The sequence below is a fragment of the Aequorivita echinoideorum genome (assembly GCF_018476645.1).
Classification (GTDB): domain Bacteria; phylum Bacteroidota; class Bacteroidia; order Flavobacteriales; family Flavobacteriaceae; genus Aequorivita; species Aequorivita echinoideorum.
The window spans coordinates 248,779-271,762 of the sequence record NZ_JAHCTB010000001.1 but is presented as its reverse complement, the minus strand read 5'-3'; the positions used below and the strand labels follow the sequence as shown (position 1 = coordinate 271,762).

Sequence of the window (22,984 nt, the reverse complement as noted above, 5' to 3'; positions counted from 1 at the left end):
TGGTGAATAAGAAAAAGGGTCTTCCACAGAAAATTTGTCCGGTTTGTAAAAGGCCTTTCAATTGGCGAAAAAAGTGGGAGCGCGATTGGGAAAACGTAATTTATTGCAGTAAAAAATGTCAAAAAAACAAAAACAATCCACAGGATTGATCTGGTTTACAAAAAATCTTCGGGTATGCGATAATCATTCACTTGAAAAAGCTTTAAGCGAAAATGATACTATTTTTGGGGTATATTGTTTTGATCCCAGGGATTTTTCTGAAACGGGATATGGCTTTAAAAGAACGGGAAAATTCCATTCCAAATTTTTGATTGAAAGCGTTGAAAATCTTCGGAAGAATCTGCAATTGCTTAATATAAGTTTATTGGTTTATTTCGAAAAACCTGAAATAGCCATTCCTCAACTTTCAAAAAAGTTTGATTTTCACACTATATATTTTCAGAAAGAATGGACGAGCGAGGAAGTTGCAGTTCAAAAAAAGGTAAAAAGCGCATTGCCAGATTGCCGCTTCGTTGAGGATTATGACCAATTTTTGCTTCATCCGGAAGATATTCCGTATTCAGATTTTTCAAAAATACCTGAGGTTTTTACCAACTTCAGAAAAAAAGTGGAGGCAAATTTTAATGTGCGTGAATGTGCCGAAGAACCCAAAAAGCAATCCGCGGCTAATTTAATTGAAAATGAAACGGAAATTCCAACCCTATCAAAATTGGGTTTTGAGGATTTTGAAATAGACTCACGGTCTGCTTTTCCCTTCAGTGGCGGCGAAGATGCAGCCAAGGAACGCTTGGATTATTACGTATGGAATTCTGAAAAAATAAAAACGTACAAGGAAACCCGCAACGGAATGTTGGGCACGGATTATAGTTCAAAATTTTCCGCGTGGCTTGCCAACGGCTCAATTTCGCCGAGAATCATTTATTGGGAAATTAAAAGATTTGAAAAAGAGGCGGGTGCCAATGAAAGTACCTATTGGCTCATTTTTGAATTGTTGTGGCGTGATTATTTCAAATATATCTCGATGAAGCACGGGTCTAAAATCTTTCAATTAACGGGTATTTCAGATAAAAAATTGGATTGGGGAAATGATGCCCAAACATTTAAAAATTGGAGCGAAGGCAAAACGCAGGAGCCATTTGTAAATGCAAATATGGTTGAAATTGCCAAGACTGGTTTTATGAGCAACCGCGGCAGACAGAACGTGAACAGCTATTGGGCAAAGGAATTGAAGCAGGATTGGCGTGTGGGCGCGGCTTACTTTGAGAGTTTGCTTATAGATTACGATGTCCACAGCAATTGGGGCAACTGGATGTACAATAGTGGCGTGGGCAACGATCCTCGCGATAGGAAATTCAATATAAAAAAGCAGGCTGAACAGTATGATCCCAAAAAGGAATATCAAAAAACATGGCTTGGGGATTTTGAGTAAATTAGAAATATGAAAAAACTGCGGCTCATCCTCGGCGATCAATTGAATTATAAGCATTCCTGGTTTGATAAGACTGAAAAGGATACGCTCTATTTTATGGCCGAAATGCGCCAGGAAACAGATTATGCCCATCACCATATTCAGAAAATTGTGGCGTTTTTTTCCGCGATGCGAAATTTCTACGACCATTTTAAATCAAAGGGACATCAATTCATTTATTATGAAATTGATGCACAAGCGAATAAGCAAAAGTTGGTTGAAAATCTCAACGAACTGATTTCAAAATATTCCATTGAAAAGTTTGAATACCAACTGCCGGACGAATATAGGTTGGACAAACAATTGCGCACTTTCTGTGAAGATTTGGGCATTGAAAGTGAAGTTTTCGATACCGAACATTTTTATACTTCCCGAACCGAAATGGCAGACTTTTATGAAGGCAAAAAGGAAATGACAATGGAGTATTTTTACCGTCATATGCGTAAAAAGCACGACATTTTGATAACGGGAAAAGACAGTCCTGAAGGCGGAAAATGGAATTTTGACAAGAGCAATCGTAACAAATGGGACGAAAAAACTGAAATTCCGCACGAGCGCGGTTTCAGAAAAGACGTTTCTGAAATTGTGAAGCAGATTGAAAAACAGAAAGTCAAAACAATTGGCACCTTAAATGAAAGCAGTTTTAGTTGGCCCACCTCGCGTGCCGATAGTTTGAGCGTTCTCAATTATTTCTGTGATAATTTATTGGTTCATTTTGGCGATTTTCAAGATGCCATGCATACCGAGGAAAAATTTCTTTTCCATTCGCGGTTGTCATTTTCCATGAATTCTAAAATGCTTTCGCCGAAGGAAATTATTGAAAAGGTGATTGAAACGTACTACCGCCGAAAATCTGAGATAGCTATTTCGGAGGTTGAAGGATTTATTCGGCAAATATTAGGTTGGCGTGAGTACATGCGCGGAATTTATTGGATGAAAATGCCGGGCTATGCAAAAGAGAATAAATTAGAAAATAAAAATAAGTTACCAGATTTTTATTGGACGGGCAAAACAAAAATGAATTGCCTACACCACGCCGTAACGCAAAGTCTTGTAAATGCATACGCACACCACATTCAGCGGTTGATGGTCACAGGAAATTTTGCGCTCCTCACGCAGGTGCATCCAGATGAGGTTGAGGCGTGGTATTTAGGGATTTACATTGACGCCATCGAGTGGGTTGAAATGCCCAATACCAGAGGGATGAGCCAATATGCGGATGATGGGATTGTAGCTACGAAACCTTATATTTCCAGCGGTAGTTACATTAATAAAATGAGTAATTATTGTAAAAATTGTTTTTATGACGTCAACAAAAAAACGGGAGAGAAAGCCTGTCCGTTCAATTCATTATATTGGAATTTTTTAAGTGAAAAAAAGGCACATTTTGAAAATAACAACCGGATGAATATGATGTTGAGCTTGCTTGACAAAATGAAGTCAGAGACCTTGAAGGCCCATTTAAAACGTGCGCAGGAAATTATAAAAAATCCAGATAAATTTTAATCAGCAGCTTAAGTCTGCAATGATTTTCCATTCGCCTTCAATTTTTTTGAAAATTATCAGAAAAACGCCATCGGCATTCCCTATTGATCTTACTAAGTGGAACTGGCCCATAACGTAATATGAATTTTCATCAATATTGGTTATAGCTTCAATTGTGAAGGAAAGATTCCCTGTATTTTCTTTTGTGGGGTAGCCTTTTTTGTAGTTTTCCAACGTTTTTTGCCAACCACTTGTTATTCCGTTTTTTCCGTAAAATTTTAAGGAATCGCTTTTTACATAACCCTGCATAAAACCTTCGAGATCGTAATTATTCCAAGCGTTTTCCTGCATTTTTAGTACTTCAAGAATTGCCTTTTTATCATTGGCCTCGGTTTGTGCGATTGTATTTATTGCAATGATAAAGCATAAAAGAAGGAGCAGTTTTTTCATAAAACTTTGGGTTTGGTTTTCAATAAAGATAAACCGATTTTGATTAAAAATCTTCAGAAAAGAGTAAAGAAGGGTTTGGGCAAATTTTCTTCCAAGTCTCAATTTCTGAAGGAAACGCAACTCCCGGGAAATTTTCAGAATTGCCCAAAAGATTTAAAATAACTTGAAAATGAAGATGCGGCGCCCAACCACCATTTTCCTTGGCATCGCCTATAAAACCAATGCACTCACCAGCTTTCACAATATTCCCTTTCTTATGAAAAGACAGACTTTCGCGGGAAAGATGGCCGTAAAGCGTATAAAACTTTTTACTGGAGATGGTATGCTCCAAAACCAGCGTTGGACCGTAATCTTTGGGGAAATTGTTATCGTGCAGAATTACTATTTTCCCATCATAAAGCGCGTGAATGGGTGTCTGCGCTACAACCCAAAAATCCGTTCCCAAATGGATGTTTCTGTATTCCACGCCTTTTCCCACAACTTTTTTGTAGGCATCCGTAGTGTAAAATCTCCGTTTTTCCAAGTAGCCGTTTGCCAAAAGCGCATCGGGATTTTTAATTTGAATTTTAACAATAAAATTTCCTAATTCTGTTACTGTATCGTAATTGGAATCCGGCGGAAGTGTGGATTCCATATCGATTTTTAAAACTTTTGAGAATGATATTTTTGGAAATAAATCGTGAAGCGAAAGGGCATTGTTCGTGGCAAAATTTTTAAATTCTTCTGATGAAAATAGGCTGCTTTCGGGCATTGGGATATAATCAATTTCTAAAAGGCAAACTTCGGATAAAATTTTTAAATGGTAAGATTTCAAAAAGACTAATCAGCAGCCACCGAGAATAACGATGGGCTTTAGCGGGTCGTTTTCGTTTACTTCAATAGGCGTTTCCCTGAATTTTTTGACCAATTCTAAAGCCTCGTCTGGTGTAATTCTATGCGGGCCGCTGTAAAATTCAGCACCTTTTTTGGTGAGTTCTTTTATGGTTTCTTCGGGGTTTACCATTGGAAACATTCCTATTGTACTTTCCATTGGAGTGTTTCCTTTGGCAAGAATAATTTCTTGATTGGGCGTAACCATTCGGTAAAATCCGTAATCTTTTAGTGAATTATATATAAATTTTACCTCGGCATCCGGAATATATTTTTTGCTTTCAAGATGGATATTTATTATTTTGTTTCGAACATCAGCACTTATATCTTGATGAAATTTATTGACAGTTTTCACAAAATTTTGTTTGGTTGAAAAAACTCCATTTACAGTATATGTGCCATCTTCAAAAACAACAATATCTACGTTTCTTGCGGTGAGATCTAAACCTGGTTTTAGGGGAGGCAATAATCCTTTTAGATTTGAATTTTCTGAATACTTTGCTTTTTTCAATCCGGTATTTGTTTTTTTGGAAGTGTTAAAAACGAAGCGAGTATGTGATTTTTGTTGATCAGTCTTCTCTTTGTTTGAAATAATTTTTCGAGTTACCGAATCCCTTTCCGTTGTCTCGCCCAATTCTATTGACCAAGGATTATTTTCTGAATTTTGAGAAATGGATTTCTTGTATTTATCAATTTCCTCCAATCGCTCTCGATAAATTATTTCAGCCTCGGCAATACTTTTTCCGGATGTAGGACTTTTAAAAGGGATATGTTTAAAACCCTCATTTTTTTCATTTTCAAGATTTGAAATATTCCACATTCTAATATTGCTTGCGTAAAGAATTTCGGAAATCTTTTCGGCTAAATCTTTTTGGGAATCCTTCGTGATTTCAACATTTGCGTAAAGGTATTTTTGCTTTTGCTCGTTTGTTAAATGCGTATTTAACTTGTTGATTTCTGTACTTAATGCTGCGAGATTTGTGGATTTTCCATTCAATTGGATTTTTGAATCTTCAATTATTTTAATATTTATATCCTGAATTTTTTCAGTAGAAGAAATGGATTTTTCAATCTGTTTTTGAATAGTTTCCTTTGAACTGAAGCCGAAAATTAAAATGGAAACCAATGGTAAAAGGAGTAGACTGCGTAGCAAAATTGCCTTTTTTGATGTTTTTGTTTTCATAACTGTAAATCGTTTTTTGATTGATGAAAAATTGATTGAATTTGCCAATGAAGGCGTTTCGCCGTTTGATGAGAACGCGAGTAATATGGTTTGGTATTTTGAGAGGATTGTTCCCGCTTGTAAAACCGCTTCGTCCGCCAGAAATTCGTGGTTCAGTTTTATGCTTTTTTTGATGAAATAAAACAGCGGATTGAACCAAAATAGAATTTGCAATAGTTCAACGAAAATTATATCCAAACTATGCATCTGCGTGGCGTGAGTTTGCTCGTGAAGCAATACCTCTTGCGGGATTTTGTCACTTTCAAATTCCTTTTTGTTCAAAAAAATAAAATTGAAAAAAGTATGGGGAAGCATGCTGTCATTCAATAAAATATAGGTGAATTGCCTATTTCTTCGTTTCGGATTCTTATTCATATTTTGGATCAATCTGAAAAGATTTCCGAAGAATTTTATCCCGAAAAACAGAACTCCCAGTCCGTACACTGTCCACAAAATCACGGGCCAAAGATTAAATGTTTCTATAATTTGCGTGGGTTCAGCGTATATAATTTGTTGTTGCTGCGTTGCAAAATTTTCTATAATTGGTTCAATTTCGACATAAGTTGTGAAAGTGATGAATGGGATTGCAAATGGCAAGATCAAGCTCAAAAACAGATAGACCCTTTTGAACTTGTGGATGGATGTGCTTTCCAGCAATATTTTGTAAAAAACGTAAAGAACGAGGAGTATTGCAGTGGATTTTAATATGAAAGCTTCCATACTTACTTCTTTTTAATTTCAGAATCAATCAATTGCTTCAATTCTTCCAGTTCAGATTTTGAAAGATTGGTCGTTTCGGTGAAAAAAGAGGCGAATTGGGACGGACTGTTATTGAAAAATTTTTTGATCAACCCATTTACGTGTTTTGAAAAATAGTCCCTTTTTTTCACCAATGGAAAATATTCCCGGGAACGGCCCAATTGCTTATAGTCCACAAAATTTTTGTCCTGCATTCGTTTAAGTAATGTTGCAACCGTTGTTGTGGCAGGCCTTGGTTCTGGATATGCATCAATGAGATCTTTCATAAGCGCACGCTCCTGTTTCCATAAAATTTGCATCAATTGTTCTTCAGAATTAGATAAAGCCATATAGAAAAAAACATTATTGTACTCTACAAACGTAGAATAAAAATCTTAATTCTACAAACGTAGAAGTAAAATTGTTCAAATTTCAAATATCAAAAACAATATCTTTGACCCAAATTTTGAAGAATGAATTCTGAAAAAGAATTGCGGAAGCGCAGTGATAATAAATGTGAACTCTGCGAAAGCACGGAAAACTTATGTGTTTATGAAGTCCCAAATTCCCCAACGGATTTTGCCGAAATGAGCATATTAATCTGCAATATTTGTAGCGAACAAATTGCAGATCCAGAAAAAGTAAAACCAAACCATTGGCGTTGCCTGAACGATAGTATGTGGAGCACTGTCCCTGCCGTACAGGTCGTGGCGTGGCGAATGCTGAATCGTTTGAAAGCTGAAGGGTGGCCACAGGATTTACTGGATATGATGTATTTGGAAGACGAAACAAAAGAATGGGCAAGGAGTGGGGAAGCAGAAGTGAAAGCCGATGCAGTTGTTCATCGAGACAGCAATGGTGTTATTTTGGAAGCGGGCGATTCTGTGGTTTTAATCAAGGATTTAAAAGTGAAAGGAAGCAGTATGGTTGCCAAGCAAGGTACTGTCGTGCGCCGGATTTCCCTCGACCACGAAAACGAGAAATATATTGAAGGCAAAGTTGATGGCCAACAAATAGTCATCATCACAGATTTTGTAAAGAAAATGTAAGCCACTGCCCACCTCCCCGAAGAGGAGGAGGAATGGGAAAACTACTTGCTCAGCTCAGTAAAATAACGATAGAACTGCGGAATAGTTTCTATTCCTTTCAAATAATTCCAAATGCCAAAATGCTCATTAGGCGAGTGGATGGCATCGCTGTCCAAGCCAAAACCCATTAGAATAGTCTTGCTTTTCAGTTCTTTTTCAAATAACGATACGATGGGAATACTTCCACCGCTGCGTTGAGGTATTGGCGTTTTTCCAAAAGTTTCCTCATAAGCTTTTTCGGCAGCCTTGTAACCCAAACTATCAATAGGAGTAACGTATGCCTGCCCGCCGTGGTGGGGTTTCACTTTAACACGAACCCCGGCTGGGGCAATGCTCTCAAAATGATTTTTGAATAGTTCCGTTATTTTTTTCCAATCCTGATTTGGCACCAATCGCATACTTATTTTTGCATAGGCTTTACTGGCAATTACGGTTTTTGCGCCTTCGCCGGTGTAGCCGCCCCAAATTCCGTTAACGTCCAATGTTGGCCGAATGGAGTTTCGCTCGTTTGTTGAAAATCCTTTTTCGCCATAAACGGCATCGATATCCAGCGCTCTTTCATATTCCTCTATATTGAAAGGTGCTTCAGCCATTTTTTCCCGTTCTTTTTTTGAAAGTTTTTCAACTTCATCATAAAAACCTGGAATGGTTATGTGATTGTTTTTATCGTGAAGGGAAGCAATCATTTTTGCAAGCACGTTGATGGGATTTGCCACCGCACCGCCATACAGGCCGCTGTGGAGGTCGCGATTTGGCCCCGTAATTTCCACTTCCACATAGCTTAGCCCGCGAAGGCCCGTAGTAATTGATGGAACGTCCTTTGCGATCATTCCCGTATCGCTTATTAAAATAACATCATTGGCAAGTTTTTTCTTGTTTTTGGTTACAAACCATTCCAAACTGCTGCTGCCTACTTCCTCTTCGCCTTCAATCATAAATTTCACATTGCAGGGAAGTTGATTGGTTTCAGTCATATATTCTAAGGCCTTTACGTGCATATACATTTGACCTTTATCGTCACAACTTCCACGGGCAAAAATGGCACCCTCAGGATGTAATTTTGTTTTTTTGATGACAGGTTCAAACGGCGGACTTTCCCAAAGATCCAGTGGATCCGGTGGTTGCACGTCATAATGTCCGTAAACGAGGATGGTGGGCAATTTTTTATCAATCAATTTTTCCCCGTAAACAATAGGATACCCTGGGGTTTCACAAATTTCTACAGTATCACATCCCGCTTTTTCAAGTTGTTTTTTTACGGCTTCGGCGGTTTGCAGCACATCTTTTTTGTATGCTGAATCAGCACTAATTGAAGGTATTTTAAGAAGCTCGATCAATTCATCCAAGAATCGTTGCTTATTTTTTTCAATGTATGATTTTGCACTTTCCATCTATTTATTTTTGAAGAAACGCTAAGGTACAAAACACGTTTGTAAATTGGTAGGTCGTGGGTGGAAAAGCTATTTGAAGTATTTTTTAAGAATAATTAAATTTTCCGGAAAAAATAATTTAGAAAATAGAATTCTTGTTTATATTTGCACTCCTTTTACAATATGTATTAAGTGTTGTGAAAATTAGTTGAAGGCGTTGTGGTCCCGATAGCTATCGGGATGTTAGACACGCTAAAGAATAAAAATTAGTTGCAGGCGTGGTGGAATTGGTAGACACGCTAGACTTAGGATCTAGTGCCGTGAGGTGTGAGAGTTCGAGTCTCTCCGCCTGTACTAAACAAAAAACCGACTTTTACAAGTCGGTTTTTTTTATTTTTGGGTAGATGGTGTATCCATATTTTCTTGATTCTCCTTTCCCTCTTCAATCAATTCATTTATTTCCTCTTTTTCGTCGCCGTTTAATTTTGGGTTTTTTGGGGTATCAGTGCTTTTTTTATGGTGAATCTCGTAATACATTGCAAAATGGTCACTGCCAAAGTTTTTGGAACGTATCATTTTCCCCACATACAGGTCGCGGGTGTGGAAAAGGTGGTCCAGGGGAAAACGCAAAAAGAAATACCCGGCGTGAAATGTAGAAAAGAATCCACGGCCAACGCGTGGGTCAATCATTCCCGTCATTTTTTTGAAAAGCCTTGTGGTTCGGCTCCAGACCACGTCGTTCATATCGCCACAAACCACGGTGGGTTTTTGTAACTTTCGAATCCTTTTTCCGGTGAGCATCAATTCTGCGTCGCGCTCTTTTGATGTTTCATTTTCAGTGGGGCTTGGCGGGGCGGGATGCAGACAGCAAAAGAAAATCGAATTATTATTTCCCGTGGGAAAATCAAAGAAAATGGAAGGCTTATCATCCTCAATCTGGTATTTTACTTCAGGGTTTTGCAATTCCTTTTTGGAATAAAGGTGCATTCCGTAGAAATTTTCCAATGGAACTTTTATGCTGTAGGGATATTTATCTTCAATTTCTGAAAGGCAATCTTCCCAATCCTGATTGGTTTCCATAGCGAGAACCAAATCAGGGTCAAATCGTTTTATTTCGTTTAAAAAATCGGGATAGCAACTATTGGTTTGCAGTACATTTCCCGCTAAAATGGACACGTGGCAATCACTGGGAGCGTGCGAACGTCTTCTGGGGAAGAGCGAGCTGTACGGAAAAACCTTGAAGAGTTGATAAATCATGGTCAATACCAATCCGCCGAGCAAAACCCAACTGAATACCGTGAATTCTTCTTTCAAATAAATAAGAAGTGCAAGTAAAACTGCCTGAATGACCAAGGATTGTATGCGAACAAAATCCGCTGTGCGGAAAAACCAATGGGCGCTGCCAATGGCGGGAAAAAATGGGCTTATTATAAAAAAGACAATAAATATGTATAAAACCATTTTTCAAATTTAGGGCTTTTATCAATTTAAAAGGAGATAAATATCTTTTTTGCCTAAGCGCAGATGCGTATTTTTACCGCTTCAAAAAAATTTTACAATGAAAAAAATTATCCTCAGTACATTTATTACACTATTATTTACCGCAATTTCATTTGCGCAAACCTACACAACCCCCAATACAGGGGTTGTCTGGACGCTGGATGACATTGCCACCGCAAGCCCAACCACCATTACCATTTCGGGTAACAATTATTCGCTACTTGAAAATCTTGAAATTGCCGAAAACGATACCGTTATCATCGATACCGATTTGACGCTGGCCATCGATTCTGAAATCTTGGTTACCGTTTTTGGGACTTTCACCGTAGATAGCGATGCGGTTACAATCACTGCAATTGATGAGACCATGCCTTACGAAGGATTTCGTTTTGAAGAGTTTTCAGAAATTGAAATCAATAACGCTACCATTGAATACGGTGGTGGACTCCGTGTTTTGACAGATACATTTTCAATAGACAACTGCACGTTGACCAACAATGTTTCCGGGGCGACTACGAGTGCCGTGATTCAGCTTTCGGGCGGGATGCCACAGATAACCAATAACACAATTTCCTTTAATGAAAATCCCGCTATTGGATCGGCAGCGAATTCTGCGGTTTCAGCTTATATTTTTAATAATACCATTGAGGGAAATAACCAGGCCAACAGCAACCGTCCGCAAATAAATATTGGGACAACTATGGCGAATGAGCCTTTGGAGATAATCCAAAATACAATTATTGGCGACCCAGTAAATGAAATGGCAGGCGGTATTGCAATTGCGAATTTCACAGGCGGAAGCATCAATGCCATTATTGACGATAACATAATCCAGAACAATAGATATGGAATAACCATTATAGGAAGTTGCGATTCTGCATTGATTCGTGGGAATGTAATTGAGGACAACAATACGCAAGGCGATCCCAATCTTGGCGGCAGCGGAATTTCCCTGAATACTTCTGCAGGGGTTATGAATGTGGTGGCTTCCGGTAACGAATTCCGAAGAAATCTTTGGGGAATTACCGTTATTGGTACTGCATCGATAAATCTTGGTGACGATGCTGATAATCCCGGTGAAAATATTTTTTCTGAAAATGGGAACAATGGCGAAACGTTTGCCATTTATAACAACACCGCAAACACAATACAGGCAATCAATAACTGCTGGATTGAGGGTGAGCTAAGCACAGCTGAAGAAGTAGAGGATGTAATTTTCCACGTGGTGGATGATGCTTCTTTGGGTGAAGTGATTTATACGCCTTTTGACTGCGCTGTTTTGAATGTTGCCGAAAATGATCTTTCAAACTTCGGTTTTTATCCAAATCCTTCACGTGGGGAAATCAATTTCAACAATACCTTTGGTTTTTCAGAAATGAAAATCTTTGGAATTGCCGGTAATCTTCTTAAAACCGAAGCAATTTCAGAAGGGGAGAATACCTTCGGAATCAATTTGCCGAGCGGGGTGTATTTTGTGAATTTCAAAAATGAAAAAACTGAAATCACCAAAAAATTAGTGGTGCAATAAGCATTGAAAAAAGCGGATGTAATAGTAATTGGCGGCGGCGCGGCGGGATTTTTTACCGCTATAAACGCCGCTGCCAACAATCCCAAACTCCGCATCCTTATTCTTGAGCGGGGAAAAGAGGTGCTTACCAAAGTAAAGGTGAGCGGTGGCGGGAGGTGCAATGTTACGCACGCAGAGTTTGTCCCAAAGGAACTTTCGCTGAACTATCCGCGGGGCGAGAAAGAGCTTTTGGGTCCTTTCCACAGTTTTATGACCGGCGATACCATTGATTGGTTCGAAAAGAGAGGCGTTGCCCTAAAAATTGAGGAGGATGGGAGAATGTTTCCGGTTACGGATGCATCGCAAACCATTATTGATTGTTTTCTTCGCGAAGCAAATACGCTTGGTATTCAAATATTACTGAACCAATCTGTGAGGGAGATTGAAAAGGAAGAAGATTTTTTCAAAATAACTACTACTACCGATTCTTTTTCGGCAGAAAAGATTGTGGTTGCTACGGGAAGCAATCCTAAAATCTGGCAATTGCTGGAAGGCTTGGGGCACAGCGTTGTTCCGCCCGTTCCTTCACTTTTTACATTTAATATAAAAGATGTGCGGATTGCCAACCTTCAAGGAATTTCTACGCAGGCCAACGTGAAGATAGTTTCCGATACAAAAGTTCCCCCTTCGGGGGTTAGGGGGCTTTTAATAACCCATTGGGGGATGAGCGGGCCGGCTATTTTGAAACTTTCGGCGTGGGGGGCGCGTGTTTTGGAGACTTTGAAATATCATTTTTCCATTGAAGTGAATTGGTTGCAGGATATTTCGGAAGCGGATGCGCTTTCTTCTTTGAAGGAATTAAAAAATACGCAGGGCAAGCAGACTATTTTTAAATATGCACAGTTTGAATTGCCGAAGCGGCTTTGGCAAAACTTGGTATTGGCAGCTGGCATCCCGAAAACGCTTACATGGGCGGAAGCGACCCGCGAAAATTTGATGAATTTTGCCAACCAATTGACGGCAGGGGTTTTTGAGGTAACGGGCAAGAGCACTTTTAAAGAGGAATTTGTGACCGCGGGCGGTGTGGACCTCAAGGAAGTGAACTTTAAATCTTTTGAGAGCAATGTAGTCGGCGGACTTTACCTTGCTGGGGAGGTTTTAAATATTGATGCCATTACGGGTGGCTTCAACTTTCAGAATGCTTGGACGGGTGGGTTTGTTGTGGCGCAGGCTTTAAGCACTTGAAGCTCTAAAGGGATTAGTTTTTAAGAGATTTCCGTATTTGTGTCATTAGATATTATGTTATATTTGGTATATAACATCTATATACCATGGGAAAGACAAAGAAATTGATTGAGCTTGACGATGAAGCTATTAAAATACTCGAAACACAGGCCAAGTTACAAAAGCGTTCGCTGAAAAATTATATTGAATTTATGCTTGAGGATAGGGCACTTCACTTTGCTGAACCCTCTGAAGAATATAAAACGATGATGGATGATATGCTTCAAAGACAAAAGGATGGGACTTTAGAAACCATACCGTATTCTGAAATTAGGAAGAAGTATGGATTTTGATATTGTCTTTTCGAAAGAGGCGGATATTGAATTTTATATTATCGATTGTTTTTTGGGCGCCAAAGGTATTAATGAAAAATTCCACCTAGATTTTCATGAACAGATGCAGCACATTAAGGCGAATCCATTTCAATTTCAACTTCGCTACAAAGATGTGCGTATGGTTCATTTGAAAAAATTTAATTACTCCATTCATTATTGTGTTTTTGATAAAACCATAACTGTTTTAAGGATTTTAAACCAAAAACAGGCTTTTTAAATAGAAGGATTTGATGATTGTTCACGAGCGGAACGCTCGCGGTAGCGGGGTGTGTTTGGGTTTTTATGATATTTTTAAATTAATGGATATAATGATTTCAATTTTCCGTTTTTTATTATCATTTCAACCTCAATATTTGATTGAGTAACAGACTTTATTTTTCCATCATTCAAATCCTCTTCATTTAGTCTATCAAAAGCGAATTTACATTCCATAAGTAATGTTGCTAAATTCCAATTTAGCGGAAAAAAAGTACTTGCTGTTTTTTTCTCAATCCATTTTTTTGTTCGGACATCATAGAATTCAAATTTGGCTTTGAAAACTGAAGTTTTTTCGCTTTTTTCGAGAGTCTCTATAATTCTAACTTTGTCAGGGTCGAAAAAGTGAATTCCAGTAAGGTCTCCAATTTTTATTCGTCCTATAGTTGCATGAATAAATCCTTCAACTACGTCTGGTTTAAATTTAGTTCCTTTTGGTATTGCGATTAATTTGTCCGATTTTATAATATTTTTTTCCTCTACAATTTGTTGTGCTCGTCTCGGATTAGATCTTTTTAACAATTGATAAATCGGTGAATATCTTTTTATAGCTCGTAATGACTTATAAGGTCCATTTCCATCAGTAAAGTTGAATGGATAGTGATTCGGAATTCGGACTATAAAAGTACCAGTTTTTAAAGCTTGCTTATCTGTGGAAGTTCCATTCCGAAGTATGTAGTAATGGTATTCCATATTTTGTTGCCAACGGTCTCGTGCATGAGCAGTAGCGGATTACAAGGCACTTACTTTCAGCCAAGCACCGAACTTTGATTGACAAGAAGACTTTCCTTTTTATCACTAAACCCGCTATTGCTTATACACAACTTAAGTTTGATTTTCATTAAATCAGTTAACTTTAAGTAATAATCAGAAAGAACAAAAGAGCGGAGTAAGGTTACTATACACGGTGAAGCTTTTAGACTTCGGCAACATTGATAATCCCCGCTCTTTTACTACTTAAACCACGTTCAGTTCTGTGAGGCCTGGACCTCGTTTTCAAGTTGTTGTGGCCCAAGTAGCCGGTTCTTTCATAAATTCAGTTCCTATGGATAAATATATGGAAACTTTTGGAGTCGACATCAGCAAGGATGTCTTTGATGTGCACGGCAGTGCCAGTGGGCACAACCAGTTCAAAAATGATGCAAAGGGGCTTGCTTCTTTTTTAAAGGGAATCCCAAAAGAATCACTGGTAGTGATGGAAGCCACGGGCTATTACCATTACAGGCTCGCACAGTTTCTTTACAAAAGCAATGTGGCGGTATCGGTAGTTAACCCTTTGTCGGTAAAGCGCTTCATACAGATGAAGCTGGCCAAGGTAAAGACCGACAAGAGCGATGCCAGGGCCATCTGTGACTATGCCCTGGCCAACGGGGTTCCGCCCTACAGTGCCCTGACAGACGTGCAGGCCGAGTGCCTGCAGCTCTTCCGCTTAATGGACAGCTACCTGAAGAAGCGCACGGCCACCAAGAACAAGCTGCACGGCGAGGAAACCTTGGGAATCCCGTCAAAGTTTGTGTACCGCTCTTTAAAGCGCGATAAAAAACACTTGGACAAGGAACTTGCCGCGATCGATGAGCGCCTGCTGGAATTGGTAAGGCAGGAGCAGCAGTACCAGCTGACGCTTTTGCAGACCGTGCCGGGCATCGGAACCAAGACAGCTTTGTTCCTGATCGTGGTAACCGATGGCTTTTCCAAGTTTGGCACCGCTGCGCAGCTTTGCAGCTATGTGGGCATCACGCCCACCATCCGCGAGTCTGGTAGCAGCGTGCGGGGCCGTAGCAGGATCAGCAAGGTGGGCAACAAGAAACTGCGCAACCTGTTGTTCCTGTGCGCCTTCAATGCCTGCAAGCACAACAGGGCCTGCCGCGAGCTGTATGGGCGTATCGTGAACAAGGGAAAGAGCAAGAAACTGGCGCTCATAGCGGTGGCCAACAAACTGCTGAAACAGTGTTTTGCCATCGCAAAATCGGGGTTGCCCTATGATGCCGGATTCGTTTCGGTGCTTGAGGTAAAATAAGTGGGTCCCAAACAAAAAAATAGCTTACAGATCCATTTTTTCAATCTGTTAGCCTAGAATAATAATGTCGAAAATTAATGAAGAAATTAGTTGTTTTTTACCTCAGTTCTTTGTTGTGCCTTCGTTGTTTCTTTTTCGTCCGTGCGTTTGGAAAGACACACTTATTGACAAGCTTTGGCTGGTGCTGCTGGCTTGAGCGGCTTGGCAATGTGTGTGGCTTTGAAGCATTGGCATTTAGTTATCTCGTTCTACTATAATTACATCAGTCAAAACTTCGTATTTTTTAGGAAATCTTGCTGAATCACCTTGTTTGTAAAACTCAAGTTTCAAATCATTGGTTGATTTTTGCTCAAAAGTGTCAAGATATGAGTGTATTGCAGGTTCTAATAAATCTACATTTCTTTTCAATTTCCAAGATTGTTCAAAATCTGTTCTGTCGATTAGGATAAGAAAAATTCTGTTTTCAGCACCGAATCTAAAATCACTCTGGTTTTCATAAAGATTACGGGCTAATAGTAACGGGTCAGCCTTAACTCTATCTATCAAGTCTAATCTAAATTGTCTTATGTCAGCAACTGTCTGTGCTGCTTGACCACCCTTGTCTTTCAATCGTTCAGTTAAAGAGTAGTAAAGGTTTGAATCATCACTATTGAACTTAATATCCGCAGCCCTTGCGGCTTGCTTAAGTGTTGTCAATTCAGGTCGTAGGTCACCCTGTTTTCTTTCAAATTCAATAAAATTTGTTGGTAGATATGTTACTTTAAGGTCAAATGGAATCTCGTTCATAAAGAAATCGACACTTTTTATTTGGCCTACAGTTGGTAAAACTACTTCGTGAGATTTGAACAAGTGTTCTATTAAGATGCTTGACCAATGGTTATACCAACTACAAACTAGGTAGTCCTGAACAGTTCCAAGAACTCCTGATTCCATTTGTTCAATAAGATAATCGTAAGAGGTATTATCCTTTATGTACTTTTTGACAAGATACTTGCCCAAGTCGTTTTGATTGTCAGCACCCCACTTAAATGTTTCAACTTTATATAGTTCTTGAACTAAGCTATCAGTGTCAAGCTCGTCTAATTCAGAAGTATTTTGATGGGAAATGAAATTGTTAAGCAACTCGTGAGATTCATCAACATTCTCAGAAAGAATGTTGTACAATTCTTTAAATTGAGCATTTAGTCTTGTGTTCTCAAGTTCAATATCATTGTCTTGACAGAATTGATTTATGTATTCCCTGCGAACTATAGACTTAACTTTTAACCAAAGTGTGCCAAGTCTATCGGTGTTAAATTCTTTAAGCTCCTCACTGTCGTGTTGCTTTTTCCAATATTCAAAATTTTTAGGCATTATCTATTTCCTTTATGAGTTCTGTAACATTTAAAAATTTATCTTGAGACAATAGCTCCTTCATTATATGATTCATAATTTGATAGGATTTATAGCCCTTTTCCTTTAGTTCAGATATTTTTAATACAAGTTCAGGGTATTCCGAAAATCTTATTATTTCCAACCTGTCAGTACTAATAGGGTGCATAGGCTTAGAGTAAGTTATAATGAAGTCGGTTTGCAAGCCATTTTTTCTATTATCTTGAACAACAGAGTTGGCAGAATAGCCAAGGGTTTCTATAAGTTCCAATTTATAGCCAATACTTCTAAACATCTCAACTGAACTTATCCAAGCATCATCATCAAGGCTGTTGAACATAAACGATAGTTTTTTCTCTGGCTTTAATACTCTAAAGCACTCTTGGAAAACAGCGTACATTAAATTACTGTAATCGTTTTTATCCTTCTTTCTGTCTTTTGATTCGCTAATTATTATTTCTTTTTCAAAATCAGCATTCTCTTTCAACCAACTATTCCAAAGTAAGCTCAATTCAAGATATGGTATTCTGTTGCCGTGTGGTGGGTCAGTTAAAATATAGTCAATCGAATTATCAGATAGTGATTTTAGGTAATCTTGTGACGGACTCTTTACTAAAAGAAAATCTGTTTTGTCGAGAGCCTCAAATTTTTTTCCTTCTTGATGATTTTGACCTAATTTACCTTGCTCTTTTTTAGCTTTGTAGATTTTTTTAAACCTGTTTTCGAAGCAAGTCCAAGCATTGTTTTCAAAATAATCTTTTGGCATCCAATAGCCTATAACCCAACTTCCTATTTCTTTTTTCTCTGATATTTTAGTCGAACCATTTTCTTTTGTTTTATTACGTCTCTTAATGACAAAAACCATTTTGCTTGCTTGCCCCATAGATGCTGTAAAACAAAACTTGAAAAAGTCTTTAACTTGAATGTTTGAAATGCTATCAATTTCTTTATATATCAATGAAAGAGCAAGTAAATTTCTTGGTGTAAAGAGGTCGGAAGTTTTATTTTCTCTGTTAGCATTGATTCTAGAATTGTGGAAAAAGTTCTCTTTTGGGAAAAAGGTGTTAATATTATCGTAGCTTATTTCCTTAGACTTATCAATATCTAGTTGATTGGGAACATCTGAATATCTCTTTCTTGTTCCGTTGGAATATCTAATTTCAGTTAGTTCACCATTTTCCCATAAATAGTTTTGACCTTCATACTTTTGACCATTTCTTTCAACTAAATATAGTTCCTGTATTTTATCCTTTACTTTCGCTTCAATTTTATTGAATTCACTTAAAACAAGCTTGGTGTCAACAGTTTGAATGACATTTTTTGTGATTAAAATAGAGCTGGGATTGATGTCTATTCCTACTCCTTTTCTTCCATTGAATACAGCTTCTGAAACACTAACTCCTGAACCACAAAACGGGTCAAGGACTATTTCATTAGGAGAAGTATATTTTTTGATAAAGTCAGCCATAATATTGAAAGGCTTCTTTCCCCAATATTTGTGCATTGCATATAGTCCTTTGTAGGATTCTGCTTTATGAGAAATCTCTTTCTTTGACTGGTCTTGTTTAATTATATTTTCAAATAATGTCGTCTGCATTTATCTTTTTTTCAAAGTTACGATTCTTTCTTCGAGCGTTGGCAAAATTCAAGCTCTTTTGGTTTTTCAGCGTTTGCTTTGTGTGTCGGCAAAAACCAAATGTGCTTGAATGTGCGTTGGCTTTTCACAATGAGGCACAACGGACCGCGGCTATGAGCAGTGCGGGGTCAAAAATTCAATGATCTTCGAACTCGCCATAAGCCAAAACTTTGATCCTTTTTTTATTCTATTTTTCTGTTGCCAATAAAGTTTTGGCGATTTTGTAAATATACAACTGCTTTTCGTTTCTGCACACATCCCGCATTGCTTATAGCTGTTGTTGTACGGGGGTTTCCCATATCACCGGCCATCGAAAGGCAACAATGGCGATCGTGGCTCTGCGGAAAACACGGTTTTTGATTCTTTGGAGACAGGCACCTGCCAAAAAATATCCGTTCGGCTGATTTTTTTCAGACGTAGGCAAACAGGTACCGGCCATTCTCGGGATTTCAAAACGCCAGGTGCAAACTTCGCGGGTAAGCAACTGCGCTCAACGTACTGATTGGGTTTTGGAAAGTTTGCAAACAAACAACTACCATTGCTATGGGTTTTGAAATCCCACAGCCCAAAAACCGTGTTTTCTTCTTCGGTAGCAAGCCTGGAATTTTTTGAATTGATTTGGGAGAGGAAGAAGTTGTTTTGTAATCTTTCTAACTCTCGTACAACATGTCTATATACAACATATTCATTATTACAATTTCCGTAAATCTACAAAAAAACATTTCATATAAATTTTCAAAAAAAAAAGCCATTCCCTCAACCCGAAGCATTGAGGGAGTGGCTTTACTTTATTGGTTAGTCCCTATACTGTTTAAACTTGAGGGCGACGAGGGTACGGTAGTAGAGGGCGGCGGGCGGCGGGTGCGGCACATTCTGCTTCTATGTTAGAATAGCCCTGCGTCATTTGGTTTGCGAGACATTCGGCGCAATTCCTTTGAGCAGTATTTTTTAAATCAAACTTTCAAACACCCACGAAACCCGCGTGCGGCGTAATAGGAGGAGGCGCCGTTGTGGTAGGTGAATACGTGATTGTACCTTCGGTCTCCAAAGATGGCTCCGCCCAATTGCCTTATGGCTGCGGGTGTGTGCAACCAGCTGGAAGTCTTAAGGTCGAACTCGCCGAGGTTTTGCAGTATTTTGTATTGGGCTTCGGTTAATAAGATGATGCCCATTTGGCTGGCCATTTCCATTGCGGAGTTTTTGGGTTTGTTTTCTTTTCTGGCCTGGAGGGCTTCGGCATCATAGCAAAGGCTTCTTCGGTCTTTGGGGCTTTCGGGGACGCAGTCGAAAAAGGTGTAGGTATCTGTCTTGCTGTTATAGTCAATTACGTCCGGTTCGCCGCCGGTGGTTTCCATTTGGTGCAGTGACCAAAGTTTTTCTGGGTTTGCCAATAGTTTGGTTTGTAGTTTTTCCCAGTCCGCATTTTTGTGGCGGTGCTTGTTTTTGTGGAATCTTGTTTTTAGTGTTTCCAGTAATTCCGTTTGCTGGGTCTGGATAAGTTGGTTTTTGGTGGGCATCGGTTTTTTGGTACAGAGTTACACTATAAAAATACCTAGGTTTCAGTTTGTCTGCAAGTTATTAATTATATTAGGCTAAAATCTAAAAAATGAATGTTATGAATATTACACTTGAACAAGCACAGAAAGCAGTGGCGGCCGCCATTGAAAAATCAAAGGAACTGAACGTAAAAATGAATATTACCGTGGTGGACAGCGGGGCCAATCTGGTTGCCTTTTCGCGCATTGACGGCGCATGGCTGGGGTCTATTGATATTTCTATGAAAAAAGCGCGAACCGCAAGATATTTTAATATGAATTCTGGCGAAATAGGAAAACTGTCGCAACCGGGCGGGTCGCTATTTGGGATAGAACACTCCAATGGGGGATTGATTTCATTTCCGGGAGGGGTTTTGATAAAAAAAGGAGATGAAATTATTGGCGCTATTGGTGTTTCTGGAGATTCGGTGGAAAATGACCACAAGGTTGCCCAAGCCGGTGCGGATGCCGTAAAATAAACTTTCTAAAAAAAGAAGAACTGCTTAACCTACTTATCTTTTCAAGGTGAAATGTCCACGGTGGAACCTGCCATCGTTGAAAACTGCCTTGAACCAATAGTCTGAGGAAGGAACGGGCCTGCCACGGTACGTTCCGTCCCAGCCATTTTCAAAACGGCGCAGGGTGTACAGCATTTTTCCGAAACGATCAAAAATCTCTACGCGTGCCAGTTGGTATTTTTCGTAATTGACTCCTTTTATCTCCCAGAAATCGTGGTGGCCATCATTGTTCGGCGTAAAGTAATTGGGAAAACCCAGTACAAAAACTTCAATGGTGGTACTGCCACAGCCGTTGGCATCTATAACAACTGCGGTATGTATGCCCGGCCCCACGTTTTCAAAAATAAAATTTTCACTGAAACTGCTCCCATCCAGCGAATAGAGATAATCGCCCTCGCCTGAGGCAAGTATGGTGACGGTCTCGCTGCCCAGATTTCCTGAAAGTTGGTAGGTGACCTGTGGCGGTTCTGAAGCGATAACAGTAAAGGTCTTGGAAGCGCTGCACGTAAAATTTTCGCCGAAAATAGGCCTTCTTCTCGTTACATTTATGGTAAAGGTTCCCGCCTCGTTTACTTCAATGGAAGAGGTTGTTTCGCCTGTGGACCATTCAAAAAGTAGATCGGATTGTGTGCCAACTACCCCTGCTGAAATTCTTATTTTTCGAGGAAAAGTATTTAAGCAATAGATATATTCCGTAGGCCCTTGGAATTCTGGTGTATCCAGCACCCGTAAATTAATAGCCGCCGTTCCCACGCAACCTATTTCTCCAGAAATGCGTACGTAAATGGTCTGAATTCCCGAAACGGTATTTGTGTACGGTAGCGAAAGTTCATTCACCTGTGCAATGGCTTGATTGTATGTTGCGTAGTAGTTTACCGTAACTGCATTGCCGTAAATCGCAATAATTTCTGCGGTTATTTCTGAAAGATTGAATGTTCCAAAACCGGGCGTTTCGGGATTGCTACAGACGGCGAGATTAAAATCTGAAAGTGTATTTGCGGTAGTTTTTAAAGTAACCGCCGCCACGCCTACGCACCCTAAAATGGAAACCACACGCGCATACACAACCTCTTCGGCTATGGTATTTGTATAATTGCTGGGATTTACAATAGGCTGAAGATTGTTTTGTGCGTTTTCAAAACTTTTATGGAAAGAAGCTATTTCCAGTGAGGTATTTCCATTGGTTACATTGGGTTGCGCATCAAACAGATTGAACGTTGCGCGGCCGTCAACCCCGGGATCGCATTGTACAAGTTCGGTATCAAAAACCGTTATTGGGTCTGCATAATCAATCGTTACCTCATCGTGGGCGATGCAATCATTGCCAAAATCTACTTCCACGCTATACACCCCCGCCGTAGTTACGGTTAGCTGTGCGGTGTTTTCCCCAGGAATTAGATTTCCATTTCTGAACCATTTATAACCTTCTGGGGTTGTGCCTTCCGGCGTGGCATCGAGGATGTACACCTCATCATCGCATAGCGGGCTTTGGGTAGCAAAACTTCTATCCGGACCAAGGTTTGCGGCAATGTTAAAACTGCCGCCCTCCAGAAATACCGCCGAATCATACCTATAATTCACCTCATCGGCAATTACCAGTTTTATGTGGTACGGCTGGTCTATGACCACGGGCGCCTCGGCAACGAGTACTTTTGTCTGGCCATTAAAGTTGATGGGAACATTGGTGCCGTTCCAGCCTTCAAAATAATTGGCATTAATGGGCGGACAGGATCCGGGAATCCCGGAATGTACGGTGGTTACCAGCACGGGGGTATTTGTTCCCGGGACCACGGCAATATTTGTATAATTGCCACCAATAGGTTTGATTAAAAATGCAAAGGCATCGGAATAAATACAGGTATTTGGCGAGCCCTCTTGATATTCTTCCGAAGCAAAAAGATACCGAAACTGGATGTTATCTGCCTTTGGGATGAAATCGAATTCAATGATTGTAGCGTTTGTGGTGTTGCTTATGTTTAGTGCATTTTCCAAATCCTGGTCGCCGCCCCAGCCGGGCGCGTCATCATCACTCAATGAGTTGTTTGGGCCGGGTACATTGGCGAGTTTGCCCGTGCTTAGCACCAATCCTTTTTCAAAGGGGAAGTTGCTGTCGTTCGCACTAAAATACCCGAAACTTTTATCGCCATCTTGAAAATTACCGCCAATGGTTTGGCTGATCTGCACATTTTCAATGCAACCGCTGTCGATTAATATATCCTCAATAAGTTGTTGCGGTGTATAAGTTGTGGCATCAATCTGAAGATTTTGCGAAAGGGCCGAACTTGCACAGCCCAAGGCAATTAACAGATGTATTAAAAATTTCATTTAAAACGTA

The 22,984-nt window shown here is 39.5% G+C and carries 22 protein-coding genes and 1 tRNA gene; 12 read left to right on the top strand and 11 right to left on the bottom strand.

From position 1 onward, the window contains the following. The first annotated feature begins 2 nt into the window (after positions 1 to 2). The 3 genes from KIV10_RS01280 to KIV10_RS01270 are packed head-to-tail and all read left to right on the top strand — an operon-like array spanning position 3 to position 2,974. Entirely contained in the window at positions 3 to 149 is a 147-nt protein-coding gene (locus KIV10_RS01280) for a DUF2256 domain-containing protein (protein WP_407650138.1), read from the top strand. Continuing rightward, positions 116 to 1,429, top strand: coding sequence for a DASH family cryptochrome (locus tag KIV10_RS01275; RefSeq protein WP_214111673.1), 1,314 nt, complete (start codon positions 116 to 118; stop codon positions 1,427 to 1,429). The genes KIV10_RS01280 and KIV10_RS01275 overlap by 34 nt, the downstream gene beginning before the upstream one ends. A 9-nt stretch (positions 1,430 to 1,438) precedes the next feature. Continuing rightward, positions 1,439 to 2,974, top strand: a complete 1,536-nt coding sequence (locus KIV10_RS01270; protein WP_214111672.1) for a cryptochrome/photolyase family protein — start codon at positions 1,439 to 1,441, stop codon at positions 2,972 to 2,974. Here the strand turns inward: KIV10_RS01270 and KIV10_RS01265 are convergent, their stop codons facing one another. From KIV10_RS01265 to KIV10_RS01250, 4 genes are all read right to left on the bottom strand, one after another. Continuing rightward, entirely contained in the window at positions 2,975 to 3,403 is a 429-nt protein-coding gene (locus tag KIV10_RS01265) for a YybH family protein (RefSeq protein WP_214111671.1), read from the bottom strand. A gap of 43 nt (positions 3,404 to 3,446) precedes the next feature. Then, positions 3,447 to 4,154, bottom strand: a complete 708-nt coding sequence (locus KIV10_RS01260; protein WP_214111670.1) for a peptidoglycan DD-metalloendopeptidase family protein — start codon at positions 4,152 to 4,154, stop codon at positions 3,447 to 3,449. Positions 4,155 to 4,226: 72 nt separating this feature from the next. Beyond that, a complete protein-coding gene (locus KIV10_RS01255; protein ID WP_214111669.1) occupies positions 4,227 to 6,215 on the bottom strand; it encodes a M56 family metallopeptidase in 1,989 nt (662 codons plus the stop codon). 2 nt (positions 6,216 to 6,217) lie between these two features. Then, a complete protein-coding gene (locus tag KIV10_RS01250) occupies positions 6,218 to 6,583 on the bottom strand; it encodes a BlaI/MecI/CopY family transcriptional regulator (RefSeq protein ID WP_214111668.1) in 366 nt (121 codons plus the stop codon). Between the two features lie 123 nt (positions 6,584 to 6,706). Here KIV10_RS01250 and KIV10_RS01245 point away from each other — a divergent pair, with 123 nt between their 5' ends. Next, positions 6,707 to 7,282 (top strand): PhnA domain-containing protein, encoded by a 576-nt coding sequence (locus KIV10_RS01245; protein WP_214111667.1) that lies wholly within the window; start codon positions 6,707 to 6,709, stop codon positions 7,280 to 7,282. Positions 7,283 to 7,323: 41 nt separating this feature from the next. Here the strand turns inward: KIV10_RS01245 and KIV10_RS01240 are convergent, their stop codons facing one another. Continuing rightward, positions 7,324 to 8,712 carry a dipeptidase gene (locus KIV10_RS01240; protein ID WP_214111666.1) on the bottom strand — a complete coding sequence of 463 codons (1,389 nt, stop codon included), beginning with the start codon at positions 8,710 to 8,712 and terminating at the stop codon, positions 7,324 to 7,326. Positions 8,713 to 8,963: 251 nt separating this feature from the next. On the opposite strand from KIV10_RS01240, the gene KIV10_RS01235 reads away from it, so the two are divergent. Then, positions 8,964 to 9,045: transfer RNA gene (locus KIV10_RS01235), tRNA-Leu, on the top strand. A 36-nt stretch (positions 9,046 to 9,081) separates the two neighbouring features. Here KIV10_RS01235 and KIV10_RS01230 read toward each other — a convergent pair. After that, positions 9,082 to 10,152 carry an endonuclease/exonuclease/phosphatase family protein gene (locus KIV10_RS01230; RefSeq protein WP_214111665.1) on the bottom strand — a complete coding sequence of 357 codons (1,071 nt, stop codon included), beginning with the start codon at positions 10,150 to 10,152 and terminating at the stop codon, positions 9,082 to 9,084. Between the two features lie 97 nt (positions 10,153 to 10,249). Here KIV10_RS01230 and KIV10_RS01225 point away from each other — a divergent pair, with 97 nt between their 5' ends. From KIV10_RS01225 to KIV10_RS01210, 4 genes are all read left to right on the top strand, one after another. Next, positions 10,250 to 11,719, top strand: a complete 1,470-nt coding sequence (locus KIV10_RS01225; RefSeq protein ID WP_214111664.1) for a T9SS type A sorting domain-containing protein — start codon at positions 10,250 to 10,252, stop codon at positions 11,717 to 11,719. A 3-nt stretch (positions 11,720 to 11,722) separates the two neighbouring features. Next, positions 11,723 to 12,943: a BaiN/RdsA family NAD(P)/FAD-dependent oxidoreductase gene (locus tag KIV10_RS01220; RefSeq protein WP_214111663.1), complete on the top strand. Its 1,221-nt coding sequence runs from the start codon at positions 11,723 to 11,725 to the stop codon at positions 12,941 to 12,943. 86 nt (positions 12,944 to 13,029) lie between these two features. Next, positions 13,030 to 13,275 (top strand): hypothetical protein, encoded by a 246-nt coding sequence (locus KIV10_RS01215; protein ID WP_214111662.1) that lies wholly within the window; start codon positions 13,030 to 13,032, stop codon positions 13,273 to 13,275. Then, a complete protein-coding gene (locus KIV10_RS01210; RefSeq protein WP_214111661.1) occupies positions 13,265 to 13,534 on the top strand; it encodes a type II toxin-antitoxin system RelE/ParE family toxin in 270 nt (89 codons plus the stop codon). Before KIV10_RS01215 ends, KIV10_RS01210 begins: the two co-directional genes overlap by 11 nt. A gap of 74 nt (positions 13,535 to 13,608) precedes the next feature. On the opposite strand, the gene KIV10_RS01205 is transcribed toward KIV10_RS01210, so the two are convergent. After that, on the bottom strand, positions 13,609 to 14,265 hold the full coding sequence (locus tag KIV10_RS01205; RefSeq protein WP_214111660.1) for an EndoU domain-containing protein: 657 nt from the start codon (positions 14,263 to 14,265) through the stop codon (positions 13,609 to 13,611). 352 nt (positions 14,266 to 14,617) lie between these two features. Here KIV10_RS01205 and KIV10_RS01200 point away from each other — a divergent pair, with 352 nt between their 5' ends. Continuing rightward, complete coding sequence (locus KIV10_RS01200; protein WP_214111659.1) at positions 14,618 to 15,589, top strand: IS110 family RNA-guided transposase; 972 nt, start codon at positions 14,618 to 14,620, stop codon at positions 15,587 to 15,589. A gap of 234 nt (positions 15,590 to 15,823) precedes the next feature. Here the strand turns inward: KIV10_RS01200 and KIV10_RS01195 are convergent, their stop codons facing one another. Together KIV10_RS01195 and KIV10_RS01190 are read right to left on the bottom strand one after the other, a co-directional pair. Continuing rightward, the gene (locus KIV10_RS01195) at positions 15,824 to 16,942 is read right to left on the bottom strand and encodes a hypothetical protein (RefSeq protein WP_214111658.1); all 1,119 of its coding nucleotides are present in this window, start codon (positions 16,940 to 16,942) and stop codon (positions 15,824 to 15,826) included. Then, a complete protein-coding gene (locus KIV10_RS01190; RefSeq protein WP_214111657.1) occupies positions 16,935 to 18,557 on the bottom strand; it encodes a DNA methyltransferase in 1,623 nt (540 codons plus the stop codon). Before KIV10_RS01190 ends, KIV10_RS01195 begins: the two co-directional genes overlap by 8 nt. Positions 18,558 to 19,262: 705 nt before the next feature. On the opposite strand from KIV10_RS01190, the gene KIV10_RS01185 reads away from it, so the two are divergent. Further along, a complete protein-coding gene (locus KIV10_RS01185) occupies positions 19,263 to 19,484 on the top strand; it encodes a hypothetical protein (protein ID WP_214111656.1) in 222 nt (73 codons plus the stop codon). A gap of 65 nt (positions 19,485 to 19,549) precedes the next feature. Here KIV10_RS01185 and KIV10_RS01180 read toward each other — a convergent pair whose 3' ends face one another. After that, a complete protein-coding gene (locus KIV10_RS01180; protein WP_214111655.1) occupies positions 19,550 to 20,113 on the bottom strand; it encodes a DUF4256 domain-containing protein in 564 nt (187 codons plus the stop codon). Positions 20,114 to 20,211: 98 nt separating this feature from the next. Here KIV10_RS01180 and KIV10_RS01175 point away from each other — a divergent pair, with 98 nt between their 5' ends. Beyond that, complete coding sequence (locus KIV10_RS01175) at positions 20,212 to 20,610, top strand: GlcG/HbpS family heme-binding protein (RefSeq protein WP_214111654.1); 399 nt, start codon at positions 20,212 to 20,214, stop codon at positions 20,608 to 20,610. A gap of 33 nt (positions 20,611 to 20,643) precedes the next feature. On the opposite strand, the gene KIV10_RS01170 is transcribed toward KIV10_RS01175, so the two are convergent. Then, positions 20,644 to 22,974, bottom strand: coding sequence for a T9SS type B sorting domain-containing protein (locus tag KIV10_RS01170; protein WP_214111653.1), 2,331 nt, complete (start codon positions 22,972 to 22,974; stop codon positions 20,644 to 20,646). Between the last annotated feature and the right edge of the window lie 10 nt (positions 22,975 to 22,984).

Excerpts from the sequence above, each read along its gene's own strand:
- KIV10_RS01205 (WP_214111660.1), bottom strand. The coding sequence starts at position 14,265 with ATGGAATACCATTACTACATACTTCGGAATGGAACTTCCACAGATAAG.
- KIV10_RS01240 (WP_214111666.1), bottom strand. The coding sequence starts at position 8,712 with ATGGAAAGTGCAAAATCATACATTGAAAAAAATAAGCAACGATTCTTG.
- KIV10_RS01265 (WP_214111671.1), bottom strand. The coding sequence starts at position 3,403 with ATGAAAAAACTGCTCCTTCTTTTATGCTTTATCATTGCAATAAATACA.
- KIV10_RS01215 (WP_214111662.1), top strand. The coding sequence starts at position 13,030 with ATGGGAAAGACAAAGAAATTGATTGAGCTTGACGATGAAGCTATTAAA.
- KIV10_RS01190 (WP_214111657.1), bottom strand. The coding sequence starts at position 18,557 with ATGCAGACGACATTATTTGAAAATATAATTAAACAAGACCAGTCAAAG.
- KIV10_RS01270 (WP_214111672.1), top strand. The coding sequence starts at position 1,439 with ATGAAAAAACTGCGGCTCATCCTCGGCGATCAATTGAATTATAAGCAT.
- KIV10_RS01275 (WP_214111673.1), top strand. The coding sequence starts at position 116 with ATGTCAAAAAAACAAAAACAATCCACAGGATTGATCTGGTTTACAAAA.
- KIV10_RS01175 (WP_214111654.1), top strand. The coding sequence starts at position 20,212 with ATGAATATTACACTTGAACAAGCACAGAAAGCAGTGGCGGCCGCCATT.
- KIV10_RS01170 (WP_214111653.1), bottom strand. The coding sequence starts at position 22,974 with ATGAAATTTTTAATACATCTGTTAATTGCCTTGGGCTGTGCAAGTTCG.
- KIV10_RS01250 (WP_214111668.1), bottom strand. The coding sequence starts at position 6,583 with ATGGCTTTATCTAATTCTGAAGAACAATTGATGCAAATTTTATGGAAA.
- KIV10_RS01185 (WP_214111656.1), top strand. The coding sequence starts at position 19,263 with ATGTCTATATACAACATATTCATTATTACAATTTCCGTAAATCTACAA.
- KIV10_RS01195 (WP_214111658.1), bottom strand. The coding sequence starts at position 16,942 with ATGCCTAAAAATTTTGAATATTGGAAAAAGCAACACGACAGTGAGGAG.
- KIV10_RS01210 (WP_214111661.1), top strand. The coding sequence starts at position 13,265 with ATGGATTTTGATATTGTCTTTTCGAAAGAGGCGGATATTGAATTTTAT.
- KIV10_RS01200 (WP_214111659.1), top strand. The coding sequence starts at position 14,618 with ATGGATAAATATATGGAAACTTTTGGAGTCGACATCAGCAAGGATGTC.
- KIV10_RS01180 (WP_214111655.1), bottom strand. The coding sequence starts at position 20,113 with ATGCCCACCAAAAACCAACTTATCCAGACCCAGCAAACGGAATTACTG.
- KIV10_RS01230 (WP_214111665.1), bottom strand. The coding sequence starts at position 10,152 with ATGGTTTTATACATATTTATTGTCTTTTTTATAATAAGCCCATTTTTT.
- KIV10_RS01255 (WP_214111669.1), bottom strand. The coding sequence starts at position 6,215 with ATGGAAGCTTTCATATTAAAATCCACTGCAATACTCCTCGTTCTTTAC.
- KIV10_RS01225 (WP_214111664.1), top strand. The coding sequence starts at position 10,250 with ATGAAAAAAATTATCCTCAGTACATTTATTACACTATTATTTACCGCA.
- KIV10_RS01245 (WP_214111667.1), top strand. The coding sequence starts at position 6,707 with ATGAATTCTGAAAAAGAATTGCGGAAGCGCAGTGATAATAAATGTGAA.
- KIV10_RS01260 (WP_214111670.1), bottom strand. The coding sequence starts at position 4,154 with ATGCCCGAAAGCAGCCTATTTTCATCAGAAGAATTTAAAAATTTTGCC.